Source organism: Mesorhizobium calcicola (assembly GCF_042682105.1).
Lineage (GTDB): Bacteria > Pseudomonadota > Alphaproteobacteria > Rhizobiales > Rhizobiaceae > Mesorhizobium > Mesorhizobium calcicola.
The window spans coordinates 249,277-269,701 of sequence record NZ_JBHUGY010000027.1; the positions used below are offsets into that span (position 1 = coordinate 249,277).

Below are 20,425 nucleotides of genomic sequence, written 5' to 3' on the forward strand. Positions count from 1 at the left end.
AAATCGTCACTACGCCCTAGTAGCCCTGCACAGAGATTATGACTCTTTGGGGGTTGGCTTTGGATAGGTTTTGGCCATTTTGAGACGGGCCTGCTCGGTCGAGAACATCCAATTGATGCGGGCGCCACTGGCGTTTCGCTGGTGTTCCCAAGCGGCGACCTCGGCGACGAGGCATGCGCGGCTTTCGATGCGGCGGTCGAGGCACTGGCTGCGCAGCACGCCGATTTCGATCTCGACCATGTTGAGCCAACTGGCGTGCTTGGGCGTGTAATGGAACTCCAACCGTCGGAGGATACGTCGCGCCTCTGACGCCGGCAGGCTCTGGTAAAGCGCGGCGGGCGTGTGGGTCGACAGATTGTCGAGGACGACGCGGATGCGCTCGGCCTGCGGGTAATGGAGATCGGCGAGATCGCGCATGCAGTGGGCAAAGTCGTCTGCCGCGCGCCGATCGGTGACCTTCACCTTGCGCCAGGATCGGTGTGCGTCGAGGAAGACGAACAGGTTGGCGGTGCCGTTGCGCTTGTACTCGCAGTCATACCGCTCAAGCCGGCCCGGTTCGGCCGGGATCGGCTGTCGCACCTCGCCGATGAGTTGGGTCGGGCTTTCGTCGAAGCACACCACCGGTCGCTTCGGGTCCGGTGCCTCGGCATAGAGGTCGAGCACGTCCTCCATGCGCGCGACATACTCGGCGTCGACCTTGGGGATGCACCACATGTCCTTGCGCCAGGGCTTGAGATCGTTCTCGGCCAGGCGACGGCGCACCGTCTCGCGCGACAGCTGTCCGTGCTCGGTCAACTTGACGAACTCATCGGCCAGCAGCTCCAGCGTCCAGCGGGCTCGGCCCGGTGGCGGGTTCGAGCAGGCCGTGGCGACCAGCAGGGCTTCCTCCCTGCCCGTCAGCTTGCGCTCCGCGCCGGGGCGCGGCTCTTCTCTGAGCGCCGCCTCCAGACCGATGTCCACGAAACGGCGCTTGGTGCGATAGACGGTGGAGCCGCCGACCACCACTGTCGCAGCAATGGCCTCATCACCCAGGCCGGCATCGGCGGCGAGCAGGATTTGCGCCCGCTTGAGCTTGCGCGCCGGATGCCTGCCGCCTGCCAGCATCGCTGTGAGTTCATCACGCTCGGGTTGGTCGAGATCGACGCGATAGCGTACATTCATCCGGAAGGCCTCCTTCGATTGCCAAGGTTCCGGATGAATCGACAAATGAATCAAATACTTGACGGGCAGCCGCCGGACGCCCCCCAATTCACCGACAAACAGGGCCAGTATCTCGCCTTCATCTGGGCTTATATGCAGGTCAACCGCCAGCCGCCGGCCGAACGCGACATGCAGCGCTATTTCGGCGTCACCCCGCCTTCAGTCCACCAGATGGTGCTGACCCTTGAGCGCTTAGGCCTGATCCGCAGGCAGCCTGGTGTTGCACGAAGCATCGAACTGCTCATCGACCACAACGGCCTACCGCCGCTGCAACCCATCCAACCCGTCATATCCTCTGTGCAGAGGTACTAGATCTCGGTAAGGCCGCGGCGCAGGCGGTTCATGGCGACGGCGCCGCCTTCAGTTATATGAAACTGATCTTCCAGATTGAAACGCGCAACGCCGTCAACATAGAGCGGCACCTCGAATGCGAGCACCATCCCCGGTTGGATTTCGACCTGGCTTCCCGCCGAAATAAAGGGCCATTGTTCGGAGAATACTGAGTTACCGACTCCGTGGCCGAAATGTCCGCGGCTGTAGGATGGAACCCCCTCTCTAGCAAGGCTTTCGCTTACAATTTTATGCACTTTCCCCAATAGGTTCCCGGGGAACAACTCGGCCTCTCCGGATTCGAAGGCACGCTCAACAATAGCATGAAGCCGCTGTTGATCAGAGGTGGGAGGGCCAAAAACAAAGTTGCGGGACATGTCCGCACCATACCCATCTACCGCGCAGACCATGTCGGCCTTGGCCGCGTCACCAGTGCTTATCGTAGCAGCAGCACTCCTTTCCCGGTCTCCCACGAACACAAATTCTTTCGTTTCGACGGTATAATTTGTGCCGTTCGACGCATTCTTCACCCCAGTCCGGTAGAGCGAGATCAGTTCAGTCGTGGTCATGCCGATGGATGCGTTAGACAACATGTGCGACATACCTGCTTCGGAATATTCTATCCCGGTCTGAAGAAGCGCCACCTCCTTGTCAGATTTGATCGCCCTCAGCCGATCGAGTACGGGCGTGCCATCAGCAATCGTGAACCGACTCAGCTTGGTCTCGATGACCGGCAAGTCGGCCGCGGGAACGAAGGCAAGATCCAGACCCACAGTTCCTCGGTCAATACCAAGGTCCGCCATCAGGGTTGAGAGAGCGCCTGCTGAAAAGTCCAGATCGAACGTTTCCGGTCGGCGGAAATCCTGTGGCCGTTTCAGCAACCGGAGAGCTGCTTCAAGTCGCTGTTCCAGCGGCTCATCCACCGACTGGGCGTCGATAGACACATGTTCGATCCATGTCGGGTGAGAACGCAGCACAGCGTCGGGTGCATGTTCGGCGAAGGAGGAAATATCGTAGTCTGGAACGACCAATCCTAGCGGAATGTCCGGCTGCCGTGGCACCAGGGCAAAGCATGCGCCTGCGCGTCGAAACAGCGCGGCAGGGGCAATTGGGGCGCCGGTCGCATAACGGATTGCTTCTGGCTCACACAGAATGAGCGCGTCTAAGCCTGCCTTGTCCATCAGTTCGGAGGCCCTCGCGCGATTTAGCGCGCCATTTTGGGCTGCGTTGCGGCCGTAGCCCACATCAACGTTTGCTTGCATTAGACTCGAGCCTTCTGATTATAAATGAACAGGGGATGCTGATAGCGAGGAAGATCAGCGCAACCATTGTATATGGTTCGTTGTATCGATAGGTTTGGCCGGCAATATTTTGAGCCGCTCCGAATAGCTCAACCACAGTAATCGCCGCCAAGAGTGGTGTTTCCTTAAACATTCCAACGAGGTAATTGCCTAAAACTGGCAGGATCGGCGTGATGGCTTGAGGGCCAATTACAAGGAACCACTTTTTGCCCGTGTGTAACCCAAGTGCGTCTGCTGCCTCGAACTGTCCCCGTGGAACTGAAGCGATTCCAGCGCGGTAGACCTCAGAAAAGAAAGCTGAATAGTGCAGCGATAGTCCAATTATACCAGACCAGAGAGCTCCAATCGTGAGCCCCAAGCCCGGCAGGACGTAAAACACGAAATACAGCTGCACTAAAAGCGGCGTGTTACGGATAAAATAAATGAACCCGATAGAAACGACTCTAAGCGGCATAAAAGCCGATCGATGAAATAATGCAAGCACACCGCCGCCCAGAAGAGCACCCGCGAAGCCGCCAAAGGTCGCGATGATCGTGATAGCCGCGCCTTTTAAAAGCGCTGGAAGGATGCTCAGGGCGAATTGAAGGTTAAACTCCACGACTAGCCCCCCGAAAGCGACCAGCCCTACGCTCCGCCCAGAGTACGAGCAGGTTCAATGGTGTATTGATAATGAGATACAGAACCAAAACGTCCGCCCAGATCAGAGATGTCTGCCCAGTCGAATAGACAAGGCTCTGGCCGTTGAATGTCAGATCTGGGATAGTTATCAGTGAGACGAGAGAAGTCGCCTTTACAATCTCGATTGCCAGATTTCCGAAACTCGGAAGCATGATAATCACGGCTTGAGGCAGCACGACTTTCCGAAAAGTGATCCAATGCGGCAGCGACAGACTGCGAGCCGCCTCAACCTGTCCAGCATCGATGCTCTCGATAGCAGATCGCACGATTTCAGACCCATAAGAGCCGAGATTGAGGCCAAGGCCAATCACCGCCGTAACCTCGGCGGAAAGCTGAATCCCGTAGAGCGGAAGGATAAAATAGAGAAAGAACAGCTGAACCAAGAGGGACGTTCCGCGGAAGAACTCGACGTAAACGAACGCTGCCTTCCGCAGGAACATTGATCTGGACCGTCTTGCCATCCCTATGACGAAAGAGACAATAAGCGTGGCGATGATGGACTCTGCTGCCAATCGCACCGTTACTCCTGCCCCTCGCACGAGGAGGGGCAGGAGTTGTTCATTGTAGAACAGTGCGTCCATAGTGTGGTCAGGATCCGGAACAGATTTGCGCAGCGGTTACACTAGGATCGGGAAGATCTTGTTCGGTAAAGCCGTACGGCTCGAGAATTTTGAAAAGCCGTCCGGAAGTGCGAAGCTGCTTGATGCCGTCATTGACGGCTGTCACTAAATCAGCGTCGTCCTTATTAAAACCAAATGCCTGGTAGTTAAGCATTGGATTTCCATTGTTGTCCTTGGCAATCGTGTAAGGTGCGACACGCTCGACATCGCCCGCACCGAACTTCTTGATCAGATCGCTGACCTCAAGGGCCGGATAGTAGATGGCGTCAACCCGATCTGCCTTCAGTCCGGCGATCGCTTCCGTATCACGGTTGAATAGAACGATGTGGTCCTCGGGGATACCGGCTCTGTGGAGGTCGTCAACCTGGGCAGTTCCGACCTGCGTGCCAACTTTCACGGAGCTGGACTTGGCGATGTCCTCCAGCGAGTGAATTTTATGCGGGTTGCCGGCCTTCGCTGCCAATACATTCGCCACGCGCGTAATGGGGATGCTGAACGCAATTGCCTGACATCGTTTCGGCGTTATGTACATGCCGGCTCCGATGACGTCGAAGCGATGCGCGGTAACACCTGGTATCAGAGCCGAGAACTGGCTGACATTTGCCTCGATCTTTTTGATCTTAATGGGTTCAAGTGCCGCCCGTAGAACCTCGACGATCACTCCCGTCACGGTCCCATCCGGCTCCACATATCCGTACGGCTTCTCGTTGGAGATTCCGACAACGACGGTGCCAGATTCCTTGGCTTTCTCGAGCGAAGTCGTCGCGCCTGCGCTGGACATTGATGGCAGTAGCAAAGCCGCCGCAAGTGCACTGCGTCGAAGCATTTTTGCGTCGTTAGGCATTCCCCTGTTCCTTTCTTTGTAGTTGACTTATTGATATTCGCTGCAAGCGAAATTCCCATCGCGGTTGCCGGATCTATGCAGGTGGCTGATGCCCGACCGCTGGTCACCGTGAAGTTTCCTTCCGTTTCATTCCAGTCGCTAATTATCCGGCGCAGGTGACACATCTGCAAATATTACATTTTTCTGCATATATTTCATTTTTGATATGAGTGCGGCCAATAGGCTTTTCGGCGATGTCACGGTAACGGGTTGTGAGGAGACATTGCGACAGACGCAGGTGGATGAACACCTCGCCGATCAGCTACAAGCGCCATCGTTTCCCACCGCAGATCATCGCCCATGCGGTTTGGCTCTACTTTCGGTTTCCGCTGAGCCTGCGCCTTGTCGAAGAAATGCTGCTGGAACGCGGCCATTGTCGTCTCCTACGAAACGATCCGCCGTTGGGCAAAGAAGTTCGGCCCGGACTACGCCCGTCGCCTCCGACGCAAGCAGCCCAGCCGGGGCGACGTGTGGCATCTGGACGAGGTGGCCATCACCATCGCCGGCAAGAAACACTGGTTGTGGCGGGCCGTCGATCAAGACGGCTATGTGCTCGACGAGATCGTCCAGAGCCGACGCAACACCAAGGCGGCCAAGCGATTGCTGACCAGGCTGCTGACCAAGCAGGGCGTCGTACCAAAGCGGATGATCACCGACAAGTTACGTTCCTACGGGGCCGCTCAGCGGCAGATCATGCCGAATGTCGAACACCGTAAGCGCGTAGGCATCCCCACGTAGCGTGCAGGCGGTTGATCGCTCATTTTCAGCATGAATCATGCGGAGAATCCTGTGAGCGACAGTATGAGCCATCATAGAACATTCGAGATTTTGACGGCGGAGCCTGTGCCGTCCCGGCGCAAGCCGCGCCATCGGTCGGACGAAGAGAAGGCACGGCTTGTCGCCGAAGCGTTCTCGCCAGGGGGCAGTGTGTCGGCGGTTGCGCATTCCGAGGGGCTGGACCCCTCGCAGCTCTATGCGTGGCGCCGCAAGGCGCTTTCGTCGGGCATGGTTGCGCCACTGACGGAGGCAGCGAGCAAGCCGGCGAAGTTCACGCGCTTTGAAGCGGTGGGCAGCGACACGGTGGAAATCGTCATTGGCGATGCAGTGGTGCGCGCCGGCGGCGATGTTGATCCCGATCGCCTGGCGAGGATCATCCGCGCGGTTCGCAAGGCATGATCGCTTCCGGTGTGGTGGTTTACGTGTCGTGCCAGCCGGTCGACTTCCGCAAGGGCGCGGCATCGTTGATGGCTTTGGTCAGGGATGGCGGCCTGGACCCGTTCTCCGGGGCGCTTCACGTATTCCGCTCGAAGCGTGCGGACCGGGTTCGCATCGTGTGGTGGGACGGCAGCGGGGTTTGCCTTTATTCGAAAACGTTGGAAGAGCACAGCTTCTGCTGGCCAGGCATATCGGCCGCGCGCATGCGTCTGGACCACTCGCAATTGATGGCGCTTCTGGCTGGTCTGGACTGGAAAAAGATCCGTCCGGCCAGGGTCCGGCGGCCGTTATCGACGGGCTGAAACCGGCCTGCGGCAAGATGAATCATGCGGCTGGAACGGTTGGGAAAGCGGCTGTTTTTGTGCTCTGTTGCTTGCCATGGTTCTACCGGATCTTGCCCTTCCCGACGACGTTGATGCGCTGAAGGCGATGATCCTTTCCATGGCTCGCGAGCAGGCTGCGAGCGAGGCCCGGATCGCAGTCGCCGAAGCTCGGATCGCAGCATCTGAGGCGGAGGTCGCCCGGCTGAAAGCCGTCGAGAAAAGCGCCAACGAGCGTATTGCCAACCTCACGTCGATCCTTTGCAGCGCACGCAACATGGCACGCGTTCCGAGCGGCTACGCCTGGCCATCGACGACGAGCAGGCCTCCTTTGTCTTCGAGGAGGTCGAGACCGGCCTTTCGGCGATCCGGAGCGAACTTGCTCACGCGGCCGGGGACAAGCCGAAGCGTGCCCCGCGCCCGCGCAAGGGTTTTGCCGCCCACCTCGAACGCATCGAGGAAGTTATCGAGCCGGAAATCCCGGCCGACTGCGAGGAGTTGGAAAAGGTTCTGATCGGCGAGGATCGATCCGAGCGGCTGGACGTCGTGCCGCCGAAGTTCCGGGTCATCGTGACGCGCCGTCCCAAATACGCTTTCCGGGGCCGTGACGGCGTGGTCCAGGCTCTGGCGCCGGCGCACATCGTTGAAAGCGGCCTGCCGACGGAGCGGTTGCTCGCCTATATCGCTGTCTCGAAATACGCCGACGGCCTTCCACTTTACCGGCAGGAGGCAATCTATCTGCGCGACGGTGTCGAGATCAGCCGGTCGCTGATGGCGCAGTGGATGGGACATCTGGGCTTTGAATTGCAGATGCTCGCCGATTATATCCTGGAGCGTGTGAAGGAGGGCGAAAGGGTCTTCGCCGACGAGACGACCTTGCCCACCCTTGCCCCTGGGTCCGGGAAAGCCACGAAAGCCTGGTTGTGGGCCTACGCGCGTGATCATCGACCGTTCGGCGGGACCAGCCCACCGATGGTTGCCTATCGTTTTGAAGACAGCAGAGGCGCCGATTGCGTGGCGCGTCACCTCGCTGGATTCGGGGGCATCCTGCAAGTGGATGGCTACTCGGCCTATACTAACCTGGTCAAGGCACGGGCCAAAGCCGGCGGCAATGAAACAATCCGGCTCGCCGGGTGCTGGGCTCACCTGCGGCGCAAATTCTATGACCTGCACATCAGCGGGGTCTCGCAGGCCGCGACGGTAACGATCACCGCCATGACCGAATTGTGGAAGGTCGAGGACGAGGTTCGCGACAGGGATGCCGGAAGCCGCGCCGCGCTCCGTCAGGAAAAGTCCGCGGCCATTGTCGCGAGCCTCTTCGATCTATGGGAAGCGGAACTGCACAAGGTCTCCAGAAAATCCAAGACCGCCTAGGCGATCCGCTACGCGCTCACCCGGCGGGAGGCGCTGGAACGCTTTCTGATGGACGGTCGCATCGAGATCGACTCCAACATCGTCGAGCGCGCGATCAGGCCCCAAACGATCACGAGAAAGAACAGCCTGTTTGCCGGCAGCCACGGCGGTGGACGAACCTGGGCGACGGTAGCCACCTTGCTGCAAACCTGCAAAATGAACAGCGTCGATCCGCTCGACTGGCTCTCGCAGACCTTGACCCGCATCGCTCAAGGCTGGCCGGCATCCGAAATCGAAATGCTCATGCCTTGGAACTTTAGGGCCTGACGTTATCGGCTGACCGCTTACCGAACACCGTTCGCACAAGGGATTGAATAACCGGTCGGAGAATTCACATGTGCCGCTGCGAAAACGGGAGCGGATGATGCAGGGCTTCCGATCGCCAGGGGCGCTGCAACGCTTCGTCTCGATCTTCTCAGCACTCAGAAATCTCTTCGTCCCGGCCCGCTCACACCGCTCCGCATTCGAAATTCACCACCACCGCCTCCAGGCCCTGACGGCGTGGAAAACCGTAGCTGGGGTCAGGTGAAATCAGCGCCGCAGGTCTTATCGCGTTCTTATCCAGACAACGTGACATCGCCGATCGCCGCTCCCGAAACAATCACATCCATCGGAATGCGAGAATGGGCCCATGTCGGTCAAACCCAATGACTCTTGGTATGAGTCCTGCAATGTGTCAAAAAGGGCTACAAATTTTATAAAATTCATCGCTGCAAATCAACCACGCGCTCTGCGAAACGTGACCTCGGATCGTGGCCCTGTTGCAGGAGGAAATAATGAAAGACGTCGTAATCATCGGATCAGGGAAGATCGGCTCCACGATCTCGCGGTTGCTCGCCGATAGCGGGGACTATCATGTCACTGTCGTCGACCGTAGCGCTGAACAACTGTCGGAAATTGAAAGCGGTCCCGCGCTCTCGACGGCATACCTGGACATCACCGACGAGGCAGCCTTGTGTGCGCTGCTGTCCGGCAAATTCGCGGTTCTAAGCGCGGCGCCCTTTCAGCTCACCGTGGGCATCGCCACTGCAGCGGCCAAGGCTGGCGTACACTATCTCGACCTCACGGAGGACGTTGAATCCACTCGGCAGGTGAAACGGATCGCCGAGACAGCCAAGACCGCATTCATTCCACAATGCGGGCTGGCACCCGGTTTCATCTCCATCGTCGCGAGCGATCTTGCGGGCAAGTTTGATAGCCTGGATAGCGTGCGCCTGCGTGTCGGGGCACTCCCACAGTTTCCGAGCAATGCCTTGAACTACAACCTGATCTGGAGCACCGACGGGGTCATTAACGAGTACATCCAGCCCTGCGAGGCAGTCGTAAATGGCGAACTCGTTGAAGTGCCAGCACTGGAGGAGCGCGAAGAATTTTCGCTCGACGGCGTCACCTATGAGGCCTTCAGCACCTCCGGCGGCCTTGGCACGCTTTGCGAAACGTTGAAGGGCAAGGTCAATACGCTCAACTACCGCACCATTCGCTATCCCGGCCATGCCGCTATCATGAAGGCGCTTTTGCACGACTTGGGGCTACGACACCGCCGCGATGTGTTCAAGGACATACTCGAACACGCCCTTCCGACCACGCTACAGGACGTTGTGATTGTCTTTGTGACCGTTTCGGGACGCAGAAACGGGCGCTTGATCCAGGAAACCTACGCTAACAAGATCTACAGCGCGGAGATTGACGGGCGCATCACGAGCGCGATCCAGATTACGACCGCATCCAGCATCTGCGCGGTTCTCGATCTGCTTGCCGCCGGCAAGATCCCGCGCCAGGGCTTCATTCGGCAGGAAGACATTGCATTGGGCGCCTTTCTGGGGAACCGCTTCGGTGTTTACTATCGGCAGGGAGAGGCGCTGAAGAGCCACGGCGTCACGGTTGCCGCATAAGCGGGGCTATCCCGCGGCCTTCCGCCAGCCTTGTCGATCGGCGGCAGTTTGCGCGACTGGCTGGTTGTAGCGCGACGATTATGGAGTCCGGTCGGCGACAATTGCCGGAGGAGGTTTTGTCGTTGACGGTCGTTGGGGCGGGTACGATGCGGTCCCGATGGCTGCACGGGTAATTGACGCTAGCGACAATTACGCCGGCGTTTGAGTTGGCTCAAGCCTGATGCATCCGCGGGTGATGCCCGCGACAATTACGATGACCGGTCGTCGGTGTCGTCGGGCGGGTAATTGTCGGCGGGGCTGTGCATGGGCACTGAGCGGGCGATGGCGGATCGCTTGCGGTAGCTCTCGCCGTTCATCTCGATGATGGTGGAGTGGTGAACGAGGCGGTCGATGGCTGCGACCGTCATTGCGGGATCACCGAAGTTGTCATGATGCCTCCTTCCTTGATCGCCTGTTGCGTGCGATGCGCGCCCGCAGCGTGCTGATCTGGTTGTCCGAGAGTTCGATTTGCCATGGCTGGCCTTTCGTGAGCTGACGCCCCGTGACCCATCCGCGGGCGAGATAGTCGAAGATAACCTGCGGTGTGATGCCCAAGGCGGCTGCTGCCCCTTGAACGGAGTAGGTTCCATCCGGCCACCGAGCTGGATTGGCGCCAATCCCGTTGATCTTGACGGTGGGGATGCTCCAGCGTGTCCGCAGAAGCCAGACATTCTCACCTTTGAACGCGCAGCCGCGTGCTGCGACAAAGCCTTCCGCGTTCAGCGTCGCCGCAATCTCCTTGTCCATCTTGCCGTCGGCATTCAGCTCCGTCACGCGCTCGCGCAATCTCTCGATATCGATGTAGTTGGCGTAGGTGTGGACACGCCTTTGAAGAGAATGCTCGCTTGTTGCCCCGGTCTGCCACAGGATCTTGAACCAGACCTGGCCCCGCAACCGCCTCTGATCGAGGACGACCTCGTCAATGATGAGACGTAGGATGCCCTTTCGCTCGGCCGACGTCGTTGAAGGGGCATACCAGATGCCAGGCAGGTCTTCGCCCAGCTTTTGAAGACACTCGCGGTCGGACTCACTCAAGACCAGGGGCTCGTCGGACCGCCACCGTTCGTAATCCTGCTCGACGGCTTCGGCGGCGCGCAGCTTCTCTTCCCAGCCGCGCTCCAGAGAACGCGCCACCAGACGGTTCTCGGGCTCCACCGCGTCGTATTGGCGCCGTGCCCGTTCCGTCTCATAGCGGGCCCGCTCGCGCCTCAGAGCCCACTGTCGCTCGAGCTGACGTGTCTCTTCTTCAATCTGGCCCAGCGCGGCAATGGCGATGGCAATCCTGTCCGGCTTCAAAGCGTCGAGCAGGATGCTTTCAACATGTGCGTCGACGGGCAGCGCGCGCCCTTCCTGGCATAGCGGTCCGCCGTCCTGATCGCGGTCGGCACGACACGTGTAGACGGGATAGTTACCTGCAGGACCGCTATAGCGTAGGCTCATCCGGCGACCGCACCGGCCACAAACTGCAATACCCTGCAACAGTGCCGCTCCCTTGCGCGGCACGCCGGAATGGCCAGCCTTATAGCGGTTGATGTTGTTTGCCAGTAGTCTCTGATTCTCCATAAATTCCTCCCAGTCGATGTATCCGGAATGGGCAGACTGAAGACAAACCTCCCAGTCCGCGATGGGGACCTTCACCGTCTTCGGGCGATAGACATCATGGCGAACCCGCCCGCCCTCCGCCCGGCATCGTCCATAAACATACGCCCCGGCATAGGCAGGATTTTGGAGAATGCTGAGGACCCGTGAACTGTCGGCCTCGCGCCACATGATATCGTGCGGAGCGGGACCCATAAGTGGACGCACAGGCAGTGGCAGATCGTTCTTTCGCAAGTATCGCATCACGGCCCGTGCACTGTGAAGCTCGCGGAATTTGGCGAAGACAAGGATGAGCCTTGCCTGCACCTGCTCATCGGGATTGAGAACAATCCCGCCTGCGCGATCATGGGCCAGCCCGGCGGGAACGGGAAGCCGCAGCTCGCCACGCGCCGCCTTCTGACGTTCGCCCTGATGGAGGCGCTGCCTGATCTGGTGAAGCTCCGCCTCGCTCATGATGCCGGACAGGCCGAGCAGCAGGCGATCGTGGTAAGCGCAGGGATCATAAAGACGTTCGCCGTCGGCAATGTTGACGCCGAAGAGCGAGCACAAATCAAGGAGCTGATGCCAGTCGCGATTGTTGCGGGCAAGCCGCGAAGCGTCGAGGCTGATAACAAGGCCGGCATTGCCCAACCCGATCTAGGATCAGCTTCTTGAACCCCACCCGCTCAACTGTCCCGGACCCCGATTTGCCAAGATCCTCATCGATGATGTGCACACGTTCATGCGGCCAGCCGAGGGCGACGGCACGATCGACGAGGCGGTACTGCAACTCCGTGCTTTCTTGATGATGCCCTGGTTCACGGAAGACTGGCGAACGTAAATATAAGCGAGCTTGCCGCGATGCGCGGCTGTCACACATTCGTCCGGCCTATTCGACGCTCTCAACATGCCCGTCCGCCTCGAGCAGCGCGCGCGTTGGTCGCATCCGCATCAGCAGGGGAGCAAGGTTCTGTGCGATCTGCTTTTGCGTTTCCGCTGGCAAGTTGAGCCAAGGTCCCGGGAGGGTTGTCATGCCCGGGTTCGGAAGTTCGGTGAAGGTCTGGGACGCTACGCGGTGCAGATTCGACTGGATGTTCATCGCGAATCACCTCCTCGATATGAGAGGCGAATGTGCTGTTCAAATGGTGCATCAATGTGAGCAACGTCCGGGCGTTGATCCGCCCCAACGACTTCGACGCGCCTTGTTCTTCCGGAGACGGCGCTGCGAGGTCGGTTACCGAGCGCCGAATAGAACGCCGGCGCCCGTCAGACAGCCGTACGACGACGAAGTCTGGACCTCGGGCCGAATGGGATGACAAAAGCTGAAGACGCTGACCCGCAAGGCCGTGGCGCGGATCCGTGACGGTTAAATGAGATACCACCCCGTCCAGAATGGCGGCACCCTGTAATGTTGGGTTCGGGGAAGACATTGTCTCAAGCGGAAAATGGCTGATTTGCGGTGATGGCGATTGAGTGACGTTCGTAGCGGTGAGCGATGAGTTCGAACAAGGCGCTGGTTTCGATCTGGTCCTTTCGGACGTATGACAGGTCGTCGAGTACGATGAGATCGTATTTGTCGAGCTTGTCGAGCATTGCTGGCAGGCTGAGATCGCGGAGCGCGGCCTGCACGTGGCCCTCCGGAAGTGCCGTTGCGCCTTCAGGGCTCCCATAGTCACGCCATCCAACTAAGATCTTGTGTCGCCTTTGTCGGGTCCGCTACATGAAACTGTTCTGTCAATCACTTGTTTTGTCTCGGGCTAAACAGCTGAAAAGCAATCAGAAAGGTTTTCTATGGCTCGGTCAGCCAAATTGGCACGAGTTTTGACACTCCTTGGTACGAGGCGGCGAGAAGTTCCGACCGGCGTCCATGTCGCGGGCAGCAGCGACGAAGGGAGAAGAAAGCCGCATGTCAGGTCTGCGTCAGATCGAATTCTACGGCAACGGGAGCATCGGTAAGTCAGCCACCTCCCAAAATACGTTCGCCGCGCTTGTCGACCTTGGGCAGCAGATCTTCTTCGTCGACCGCGAACCCAAAACCGACTCTAGCCGCCCGATCCTCAATTCGAAGGCGCAGGATACGGTCCTGCACCTGCACGGGAAGTTCAGTGAAAGACCTTGAACTCGAGCCGCGCTCAAAGTCGGCTGCAAAGGCATCAAATGCGTGGAATCCGGTGGCCCTGAGCCAGCCGTCGGCTGCGCCGCCCACAAGGCCACCCCGGCCAGTCGCTTGGCGCGGTGTTCGCGGCCCACGGCGTCGAGCCGATCACGTCCTTCTTCTACGGACGGCCAGGCTGGAGGCTTTGTTGCGGAGCAATCCCAATGACGGCTGAGTATCACCATGTCGATAGTCTGATGACTTCCGAAATAGCAAGGGAATCGCCATGTTTCTTAAAGCTGACGGAACTGAAGTATGGCTGCGGACATCAACAAAGTTGCCATATCTATCCTTTTCTGGCGGGATCGAAACGTCGGAGAACTATTCCGAAATTCGACCAAGGCTGTGTCAGGCCTATGAGTTGCTTTCTGGCATCGCCTCTGACGATGCATTCCTGGTGCAGGAATTCGCGAACGGTGGCGCCTTGGTCTTCTGCGCTAAACCCGACAAGACTTGCGCTTTGCTGCTGCTGGGGAAATTTGACCGCCGCCGGGAGAGGCGAAATCGCTTCGACGTTCTCGAAAACCTCGTCGAAGTCATCGAGAACACTATAGATGGAATTGGCCGACGGGCCGGCGCGACTATCCGCTTCGACTTCATACAGCCTGATCTCGCAATGCGCGTCGGTTGAGAAGGAGGCGTCATGAGTCAGCACATCGTCTTCATCGACACCAATTCGCCCGGCATCGAGACCATGCGTCTCGCCAAGCAAAGGGGATTGCGGGTCTCCCTTATTAGATCCGGCTATCACCACTATGTCGAGACGGAGCGCGTAAAGCGCATATTTTCGACCCTCGATACTATCGTCGCCATTCCAGACTCCACCGTGGATAAGAAGGTTTTGCATGCCATGAGACAGCTCGCAGCGCTTGCGCCAATCGATGCCGTCATCTCCGAATTGGAGCCTTGCGTTGATGTCGCAGCCCGGGTCTGTGAGCGACTGGGCATTCCATTTACCAGCGCATCCGCCGTGACGACTGCACGCGATAAGGCACGCGCGCGCGAAGTGATCCTACGCGCAGGCTTGCACTGCCCAAGATTCCGCCCGGTAACCACGCCGCAAGAGGCGCGTGCTGCGGCGGAAACCATCGGCACTGCGGTGGTGGTAAAGCCGCAGACCGGCTTCGACAGCCTGCTCGCCACGGTAGCGCTCACGCCGCCGGATGCCGAACGTGCGGCCCAGAAACTCCTATCTGGGATCGATGCTCTGCCCAGGCAGCTTCAAGCTCAATTTCGCAAAGGTATCCTCATCGAGGAGTATCTTAGCGGCCCTCTTGTTTCCGCCGAGATAGGTGTACGGGATGGAAGATTCTATCGCTTCATGATGTCCGACCACACCCGCGCACGCGAAGATGAATGTATCGAGATCGGCGCATCGATGCCCGCCAATTTGACACCTGATCAGGTCGAGGCTTGCTTCCGGTACGCGGAAGCGGTTGCGCGGGCGCTGGGGCTGGACTTGGGTATTTTTCACGCCGAAATGATTGCGACGACGCAAGGCCCTGCTCTGGTCGAGATGAATTCGCGGCTAATGGGGGGCGTCATGCCCCATGTATATCGCCATCTGACGGGTGAAATGATCCAGGAGCGGCTGCTAGATATCCATCTTGGACACCCAATCCGCGAAGGCCTGCCGAAACACGCCGGCTACGTCTCCGCCCGTAACATCATTCCCGATCGGGACGCAGCACTGGCCAACCATATCGATCTCTCGTGGCTGGAGGAATATGGCGATCAGCTGATCGAGTTCGATCCGCACCGCCTCGATCCGGGAATTCAGGTCCAACGCCGGGAAACTCTCGGCTGGTTCCATGTGCGGGCCGGATCCTTCACAGAGGCCAATACGGTTGCCAATGCCGTTCTCGGGCGTTTCGAGAAATCCATCGGCATCCCCCTGATGCGATAGCAGTCTGCCGCGCCGCTTCGGGTGACGGGCAGACGACGACGAACAGATAGGGCCTCTCTCTTGTAGCCCTGATGAGCCAAGGGGGCAGCCGTGTGACCCGTCGGTGGCCGATGTGGGCTTGATGGGATTTGCCGCCATGCCGTACCGCAGACGATGCTGCTGATCGATCAGGCGGCCGGCACACAACTCCCCAAATTAACATTTTCCGGCAACATCGCACGCTGCTGCTATCCTTACGGGCGCGGACCTCAACCCGTCCGAGAACTTGCGCGCGAAATGCCTTTCAATCGTGTCATCGACGCCTACGACTCCTGCTGCGAGCCTCTCGAAAGCTCCTCGCCCACCCGTATACCGCCTTTTAATTCGATTGTGCGATTGCTGTCAGTCAAGCATTGTGACCGCTGGTAAAGTTCGGGACTACAAGCCAGCTCGGCGATAGACGGAAATGTGACGTGTCGACGCTTGGGTGAAAGCACCTCCCGCCCAATCTCCACAACGCTCCGCCAGCTCCAACCCCACGCACTCGGCCATCGTATCCAGTTCCTGATGGTACACATATCGAACCGGTTGGGCCAGACGCCGCACGGCTGTTCCAGAAAACAAGAGGAATGATGAAACCAGGTTCTGTTTCAATGAATCGTGGACGTCCGTACGGAGAAATGTGTTTTCATGATCGACGTGCAAAGTCGTAGTTTTCTGCCCGTTCACGAAACCGTCCAAGGCCGGCACATCGATCTCTATGATCAAAAGCCCGTCCTCGCCTAACACCGACGCGGCAGATCGGAAGCAAGCAATTTGCGCTTCGCGCGTGAAGATCTGCATGAACGTGTTGTAGATGCAATAGACTGTATTGTAGCAGCTTGTTAACGTGAAATTGGCAATGTCCCCTTGCCAGGCCTTGACCACACTGCTGCGGCTGGCAAGCAGCCTCAACATGCTGTCGGAGTTGTCGATGCCTTCAACCTTGATCCCTCGGGCGCTCAACGGAACCGCCACGCGTCCGTTGCCAATACCGAGTTCAAGCGCATTGCCTCCGTTACAGTGTCGCTCAAGAAAGGCAACCGTCTCATCTGCCTCAACTATCCGACCCCGCATATTGGTGATGCTTTCGTACACCGAAGCCCAGTCGTCATCGTAGATGAAATTGTCAGGCATTGTCGACACTCCTCTAAATCTATTTATAATACTCTGCGCTTCACTAGTTCTTTTGCACTATCAGCTTCCTTTTTTGTGTCGGTTCGTGAGCCGCAATTCCATGGTCATCGACATCCAGCGATTGCACGCTAGAGCTGCATCCTCTGCGCAACACGCCAAGTGGCCGATAATATCTCGGGTTTATGCTATGGAAGACACCACGGCGACTGCTCGTCGCGAGTTGCTCTACGGCCCACATTTCTGTTGCTTGCAGCGGAAACGAATGGAGCTCACCGCAATGCTCTGACGCAGACCCGACAAGTTGCTCTCCTTTCCTTTGTTCCATCCATCGCGGCTGCCCGCGACATGGATGCCAATCGTCTCGCCGCCTCGCACCGAAGCGCTCAAAACCCGTGCCAATTAACTCGAGCCGAACGAAAAAAATTTGTGATGGTTTTTCAGTTGCTTAGCCGGACGGAACAAGAGATGGACTAACAAGCCTATGTCGCTGACTCGACAAACCCGGCAGACGTTAGATCGTGTCCCATCAGGTTCTCGAATCGCTTCTGTCAATTGGCTCCTTTCTCTTCGCTGATGCAGCGCTTGCCGAACTCAAGGTCTCTCCGTGGTCGATCGCAGGGATCGCCGCATGTTTGCGTCGGAACGGGGGTGAAGTGGCCGTGTTGCATGGACCAAACGGCGAACGATATACGCGCTCTCGCGGACGGAATTCAGCTAGCCCGCTTGATGCACGGCGCTGACCGTTCGGCGGCCTGAGGCGGCGCTCTGGTTGCCTTTGCGGTGGTTTTTCACAATGTTCATCAGGCGCCGGCGGTGATCCGTCGTGATGGAAGGCGGGGGTTTGCAGGTTGCGGTCGACGGGTTCGTTTCGGGGCGTCTGCGCCCCGTCGGCTACGTCACGAGCCGCGCAATGCGATCGAGGACGATGCGCAGGATGCGCTGGTGCGGGCAGGAGCTCGGCAGGTGCAGGCGGATTTGCGTCTTCATCTCGACCACCCGCGCGGCGATTTTGATGAGGCGCAAACGCAGCGTGTCGAATTGGGCGACGGCAAAGCTGGAGCGCTTCGGCATCGCGGCCCGCAAGCGCCACATCAACCAGTAAGCACCGGCATGCAGGAAGAGCCGGAACTGGTTGGCCGTCGCTCTTGTGCAGGAGGTGCCGTCGGCGGCGAGATGCGTCTTCCACGCCTTGATATGGTTCTCGGCCGCTCCGCGCCGGCAGGAGAGATCCTCGTAGAGCGCCTTGGCCTTGCCACCGGCAAGGTTGGTGACGATGAAGCGGGTGTCGCCACCTTGGGCGCCGACCTCGACCCGGGCGATGATGCGCTCGACGCGGCTCCAACTGGCGGCGCCATCCAGGAACTCCTTGAAGTGGCGGACCTTGCCCGTCTTGGCCGACGCTTCGAAGCGCGCCATCGTGCTGGTCTCCAAATCCTCGACATGCTTGCGCAAGGTCGTGGTGGGCGCCAGGCCGAAGATGAAGTCGATTTCGTTGGCGCGGCACCAGTCGATGACCTGCGGGCTGCAATAATGGCCGTCGGCGCGGATCAGGATCCTGGTGTTCGGACAGTTGGCGCGGATCGCCCGCACCAGGTGGCGCAGGTAGGGGCGGATTTCAGCCCCGCTCGGCCGCGTGGCCGGCCGCAGCACCGCACCAACAAACCGTCCCACGCCATTGAATACCACGATCGGCTGGAAGCCGTATTCCTCGTAATGATGAGGTGGAACGGCCCGCTACCGCAGCATCAGAGTCCTAAAACGTGGTCGTTTATTCAACGCCACAAAATAGGAGCCGTTCCGTGAAGCATATTACCACTATCGGACTGGATTTGGCCAAGCAAGTTTTTCAGATCCACGGCGCTGACGTCGAGGGGACTCCAATCGTCAGCCGGAAGCTCCGGCGTGCCCAGGTGTTGCGGTTCTTCGAGAAGCAGCCAACGTGTCTGGTCGGGATCATGGCCTGCGGGGTGCGCATTACTGGGCGCGCGAGATCGCGGCACTTGGTCATGAAGTGCGGTTGATCCCGCCGGCCTATGTCAATTTTGTGAAGTTATGGCGAGGTGAGCATAATGCAGAGCGTTTTTAGCTTGGCGTCGCGCAGAAAGGCGGCTGGCGAGAGCGCGCTGTGGTGGATCGCGACGGTGAGCTAAAAACGTGTTGGACTAAGCCGCCGGCACGGGTGGCCGCTATGGGCGTTCAAATTGAGGCCGTGCTCATGAACCGGCATGGTGTGGGCGCGGATGCGGTCGTGGACGCGGCGATTGCAGGGGTCGGTGCGCCGAAAGCGGCACGGCTATCGGTTGCGGCAAGGTGAGGACCGGCGCCGCGCCCTGCCGGGAAGGGCTGCCCCTTCTCGCAAGATTGTGAGTAACGATTTGATCGGATCGCTTGCGATCAAATGTCCGGCCTTTATGTGCGGTCGCACGTGACTGCTGACCAACATGGTTTCCGCGACGCGAGTTCCTAAACTAATGCCGCTTCACTACCGAGGACCCGGAGCAGGATCCAGCCGTGGCAACGAAACCTTCAGATAAAATTCACAGATCTTTGCAATGCAAATCGCCGACTATGGTATGTTCAGTGCAAAATCTGAGATCAGGTACCCTAATGGAAGCGGGCGCCAGTCGGACCGCCGCACAGGGTCCGTGTGAGAGGTGCGGCTTGAAAGAACCAACGGAGACGCTTCAAAACAAATAAAGCCCGACAGCGCAAAAAACCTCTTTTGACAAAAGGCCAACACATTCCTGCAGTAGAAAATATGCTTAAACATCTCAAGGAGCGCCGAAAAATGCAAGATAATTACATCTATGGTGACAATTGGTCTTCGGTCTATGAGAAAATTACCAATATGCGGGGTAAGATCACAGAAGCAGATGACACTGCCTGCTTTCTTCAGCGACACAGTAGCGGAGGCAGTGCGCTCGAACTCGGCATCGGCGACGGACGAGTGGCGATTCCGTTGAGCGGGCGAGGGGTCAGCGTGGAAGGCATCGACAACTCCGAGAGGATGTTGAAGCTGCTTGCTAGCCGAACCAATTTAGTCAAGGCTTGGCAGGGAGACATTGCCAACTTCACATCAACCAACCGCTACAACACGGTGTATTGCATCTACAACACGTTTATGGTGCTCTTAACGCGCGAAGCGCAGTTATCTTGCCTTCGGTCTGCTGAGCCAGTGTTAAGCGAGGGTGGGACCTTGATCATAGAGATCGATGTGCCGGCCTTGGAAGGTTTTTTCAACGGGCAGAGAACTACGGCATTGCTCGTTGATCATGAAAACACATTTCTCCGTACGGACGTTCACGACCCATTGAAACAGAACTTCGTTTCATCGTTCCTTTGGTTTTCCGGAACGTCCGTGCGGCGTTTGCCGCAACCGTTTCGGTACGTTTACCATCAGGAACTCGACACTATGGCAGAGTGCGTCGGGTTGGAACTGGTGGAGCGTTGGGGGGATTGGACGGGAGGCGCGTTCACCCAAACGTCTACACGTCACATCTCCGTCTATCGCCGAGCTGTCTTGTAGCCCGGAACTTTACCGGCGGTCGCGATGCTTGAACTACTTGCATCTAATCGCGAATTCGAATCGAATTCAGGGACCGGCCAGCGCTGAGCCTGCTACTGGGCAGGGGATCGCAGCCGCTCGAGCAGACCGCGGCCTTCGCGTTCGCAACTGGCGAAGGCGAGTGGCCTCGGCCGCAAGGCTGCGACGAAGCCCGCCGCGAAGGCGTCTGCCAAGC

15 protein-coding genes and 9 pseudogenes are annotated in these 20,425 nt (G+C 58.5%); 12 read left to right on the forward strand and 12 right to left on the reverse strand.

Annotated elements, in window-relative coordinates:
- Positions 1 to 36: 36 nt before the first annotated feature.
- Positions 37 to 1,161 (reverse strand): IS630 family transposase, encoded by a 1,125-nt coding sequence (locus ACFSQT_RS17990; protein ID WP_379020800.1) that lies wholly within the window; start codon positions 1,159 to 1,161, stop codon positions 37 to 39.
- Between the two features lie 45 nt (positions 1,162 to 1,206).
- On the opposite strand from ACFSQT_RS17990, the gene ACFSQT_RS17995 reads away from it, so the two are divergent.
- The gene (locus tag ACFSQT_RS17995) at positions 1,207 to 1,512 is read left to right on the forward strand and encodes a LexA family protein (RefSeq protein WP_379020802.1); all 306 of its coding nucleotides are present in this window, start codon (positions 1,207 to 1,209) and stop codon (positions 1,510 to 1,512) included.
- Here the strand turns inward: ACFSQT_RS17995 and ACFSQT_RS18000 are convergent.
- Genes ACFSQT_RS18000 through ehuB form a run of 4 tightly spaced genes read right to left on the reverse strand, consistent with a single transcriptional unit; the run spans position 1,509 to position 4,973 of the window.
- On the reverse strand, positions 1,509 to 2,792 hold the full coding sequence (locus ACFSQT_RS18000) for a M24 family metallopeptidase (protein WP_379020804.1): 1,284 nt from the start codon (positions 2,790 to 2,792) through the stop codon (positions 1,509 to 1,511). The two genes, ACFSQT_RS17995 and ACFSQT_RS18000, sit on opposite strands and share 4 nt — an antisense overlap.
- On the reverse strand, positions 2,776 to 3,429 hold the full coding sequence (ehuD, locus tag ACFSQT_RS18005) for an ectoine/hydroxyectoine ABC transporter permease subunit EhuD (protein ID WP_379020806.1): 654 nt from the start codon (positions 3,427 to 3,429) through the stop codon (positions 2,776 to 2,778). The genes ACFSQT_RS18000 and ehuD overlap by 17 nt, the downstream gene beginning before the upstream one ends.
- A complete protein-coding gene (ehuC, locus tag ACFSQT_RS18010; protein ID WP_379020808.1) occupies positions 3,419 to 4,090 on the reverse strand; it encodes an ectoine/hydroxyectoine ABC transporter permease subunit EhuC in 672 nt (223 codons plus the stop codon). The genes ehuD and ehuC overlap by 11 nt, the downstream gene beginning before the upstream one ends.
- 7 nt (positions 4,091 to 4,097) lie before the next feature.
- Complete coding sequence (gene ehuB, locus ACFSQT_RS18015; protein WP_379020810.1) at positions 4,098 to 4,973, reverse strand: ectoine/hydroxyectoine ABC transporter substrate-binding protein EhuB; 876 nt, start codon at positions 4,971 to 4,973, stop codon at positions 4,098 to 4,100.
- 281 nt (positions 4,974 to 5,254) lie between these two features.
- Here ehuB and ACFSQT_RS18020 point away from each other — a divergent pair.
- The 6 genes and pseudogenes from ACFSQT_RS18020 to ACFSQT_RS18045 all read left to right on the forward strand — a co-directional run.
- Positions 5,255 to 5,741 (forward strand): annotated as a pseudogene (locus ACFSQT_RS18020) (IS6 family transposase); the annotation flags it as partial.
- Between the two features lie 60 nt (positions 5,742 to 5,801).
- Positions 5,802 to 6,188 carry a transposase gene (locus tag ACFSQT_RS18025; protein ID WP_379020812.1) on the forward strand — a complete coding sequence of 129 codons (387 nt, stop codon included), beginning with the start codon at positions 5,802 to 5,804 and terminating at the stop codon, positions 6,186 to 6,188.
- Positions 6,185 to 6,529 (forward strand): IS66 family insertion sequence element accessory protein TnpB, encoded by a 345-nt coding sequence (gene tnpB / locus ACFSQT_RS18030; RefSeq protein WP_379020814.1) that lies wholly within the window; start codon positions 6,185 to 6,187, stop codon positions 6,527 to 6,529. Before ACFSQT_RS18025 ends, tnpB begins: the two co-directional genes overlap by 4 nt.
- A gap of 76 nt (positions 6,530 to 6,605) precedes the next feature.
- Positions 6,606 to 8,227, forward strand: a pseudogene (gene tnpC, locus ACFSQT_RS18035) (IS66 family transposase).
- A 13-nt stretch (positions 8,228 to 8,240) separates the two neighbouring features.
- Positions 8,241 to 8,489: pseudogene (locus ACFSQT_RS18040) on the forward strand (DDE-type integrase/transposase/recombinase); the annotation flags it as partial.
- Positions 8,490 to 8,736: 247 nt separating this feature from the next.
- Complete coding sequence (locus ACFSQT_RS18045; protein ID WP_379020816.1) at positions 8,737 to 9,852, forward strand: saccharopine dehydrogenase family protein; 1,116 nt, start codon at positions 8,737 to 8,739, stop codon at positions 9,850 to 9,852.
- A gap of 248 nt (positions 9,853 to 10,100) precedes the next feature.
- Here the strand turns inward: ACFSQT_RS18045 and ACFSQT_RS18050 are convergent.
- The 5 genes and pseudogenes from ACFSQT_RS18050 to ACFSQT_RS18070 all read right to left on the reverse strand — a co-directional run.
- Positions 10,101 to 10,274: pseudogene (locus ACFSQT_RS18050) on the reverse strand (ATP-binding protein); the annotation flags it as partial.
- A 4-nt stretch (positions 10,275 to 10,278) separates the two neighbouring features.
- Positions 10,279 to 12,120, reverse strand: a complete 1,842-nt coding sequence (locus ACFSQT_RS18055) for a recombinase family protein (protein WP_379020819.1) — start codon at positions 12,118 to 12,120, stop codon at positions 10,279 to 10,281.
- 238 nt (positions 12,121 to 12,358) lie between these two features.
- On the reverse strand, positions 12,359 to 12,568 hold the full coding sequence (locus tag ACFSQT_RS18060; protein ID WP_095083306.1) for a hypothetical protein: 210 nt from the start codon (positions 12,566 to 12,568) through the stop codon (positions 12,359 to 12,361).
- Between the two features lie 109 nt (positions 12,569 to 12,677).
- Positions 12,678 to 12,899 (reverse strand): annotated as a pseudogene (locus tag ACFSQT_RS18065) (DUF5372 family protein); the annotation flags it as partial.
- 7 nt (positions 12,900 to 12,906) lie between these two features.
- A pseudogene (locus tag ACFSQT_RS18070) lies at positions 12,907 to 13,098 on the reverse strand (ATP-binding protein); the annotation flags it as partial.
- Between the two features lie 277 nt (positions 13,099 to 13,375).
- On the opposite strand from ACFSQT_RS18070, the pseudogene ACFSQT_RS18075 reads away from it, so the two are divergent.
- The 3 genes and pseudogenes from ACFSQT_RS18075 to ACFSQT_RS18085 all read left to right on the forward strand — a co-directional run bounded on the left by ACFSQT_RS18075 (position 13,376) and on the right by ACFSQT_RS18085 (position 15,530).
- Positions 13,376 to 13,792, forward strand: a pseudogene (locus tag ACFSQT_RS18075) (hypothetical protein).
- 58 nt (positions 13,793 to 13,850) lie between these two features.
- A complete protein-coding gene (locus ACFSQT_RS18080; protein WP_379020821.1) occupies positions 13,851 to 14,255 on the forward strand; it encodes a hypothetical protein in 405 nt (134 codons plus the stop codon).
- 12 nt (positions 14,256 to 14,267) lie between these two features.
- A complete protein-coding gene (locus tag ACFSQT_RS18085) occupies positions 14,268 to 15,530 on the forward strand; it encodes an ATP-grasp domain-containing protein (RefSeq protein ID WP_379020823.1) in 1,263 nt (420 codons plus the stop codon).
- Between the two features lie 417 nt (positions 15,531 to 15,947).
- Here ACFSQT_RS18085 and ACFSQT_RS18090 read toward each other — a convergent pair whose 3' ends face one another.
- Together ACFSQT_RS18090 and ACFSQT_RS18095 are read right to left on the reverse strand one after the other, a co-directional pair.
- On the reverse strand, positions 15,948 to 16,685 hold the full coding sequence (locus ACFSQT_RS18090; protein ID WP_379020825.1) for a class I SAM-dependent DNA methyltransferase: 738 nt from the start codon (positions 16,683 to 16,685) through the stop codon (positions 15,948 to 15,950).
- An 891-nt stretch (positions 16,686 to 17,576) separates the two neighbouring features.
- Positions 17,577 to 18,401, reverse strand: a pseudogene (locus ACFSQT_RS18095) (IS1380 family transposase); the annotation flags it as partial.
- An 83-nt stretch (positions 18,402 to 18,484) separates the two neighbouring features.
- On the opposite strand from ACFSQT_RS18095, the pseudogene ACFSQT_RS18100 reads away from it, so the two are divergent.
- Positions 18,485 to 18,735 (forward strand): annotated as a pseudogene (locus tag ACFSQT_RS18100) (IS110 family transposase); the annotation flags it as partial.
- Positions 18,736 to 19,473: 738 nt separating this feature from the next.
- A complete protein-coding gene (locus tag ACFSQT_RS18105; RefSeq protein ID WP_379020827.1) occupies positions 19,474 to 20,211 on the forward strand; it encodes a class I SAM-dependent DNA methyltransferase in 738 nt (245 codons plus the stop codon).
- Positions 20,212 to 20,425 lie beyond the last annotated feature (214 nt).

Coding starts and splice junctions, on each gene's coding strand:
- ACFSQT_RS17990 (WP_379020800.1), bottom strand. CDS start 1,161: ATGAATGTACGCTATCGCGTCGATCTCGACCAACCCGAGCGTGATGAA.
- ACFSQT_RS17995 (WP_379020802.1), top strand. CDS start 1,207: ATGAATCAAATACTTGACGGGCAGCCGCCGGACGCCCCCCAATTCACC.
- ACFSQT_RS18000 (WP_379020804.1), bottom strand. CDS start 2,792: ATGCAAGCAAACGTTGATGTGGGCTACGGCCGCAACGCAGCCCAAAAT.
- ehuC (WP_379020808.1), bottom strand. CDS start 4,090: ATGGACGCACTGTTCTACAATGAACAACTCCTGCCCCTCCTCGTGCGA.
- ehuB (WP_379020810.1), bottom strand. CDS start 4,973: ATGCCTAACGACGCAAAAATGCTTCGACGCAGTGCACTTGCGGCGGCT.
- tnpB (WP_379020814.1), top strand. CDS start 6,185: ATGATCGCTTCCGGTGTGGTGGTTTACGTGTCGTGCCAGCCGGTCGAC.
- ACFSQT_RS18045 (WP_379020816.1), top strand. CDS start 8,737: ATGAAAGACGTCGTAATCATCGGATCAGGGAAGATCGGCTCCACGATC.
- ACFSQT_RS18060 (WP_095083306.1), bottom strand. CDS start 12,568: ATGAACATCCAGTCGAATCTGCACCGCGTAGCGTCCCAGACCTTCACC.
- ACFSQT_RS18080 (WP_379020821.1), top strand. CDS start 13,851: ATGTTTCTTAAAGCTGACGGAACTGAAGTATGGCTGCGGACATCAACA.
- ACFSQT_RS18085 (WP_379020823.1), top strand. CDS start 14,268: ATGAGTCAGCACATCGTCTTCATCGACACCAATTCGCCCGGCATCGAG.
- ACFSQT_RS18090 (WP_379020825.1), bottom strand. CDS start 16,685: ATGCCTGACAATTTCATCTACGATGACGACTGGGCTTCGGTGTACGAA.
- ACFSQT_RS18105 (WP_379020827.1), top strand. CDS start 19,474: ATGCAAGATAATTACATCTATGGTGACAATTGGTCTTCGGTCTATGAG.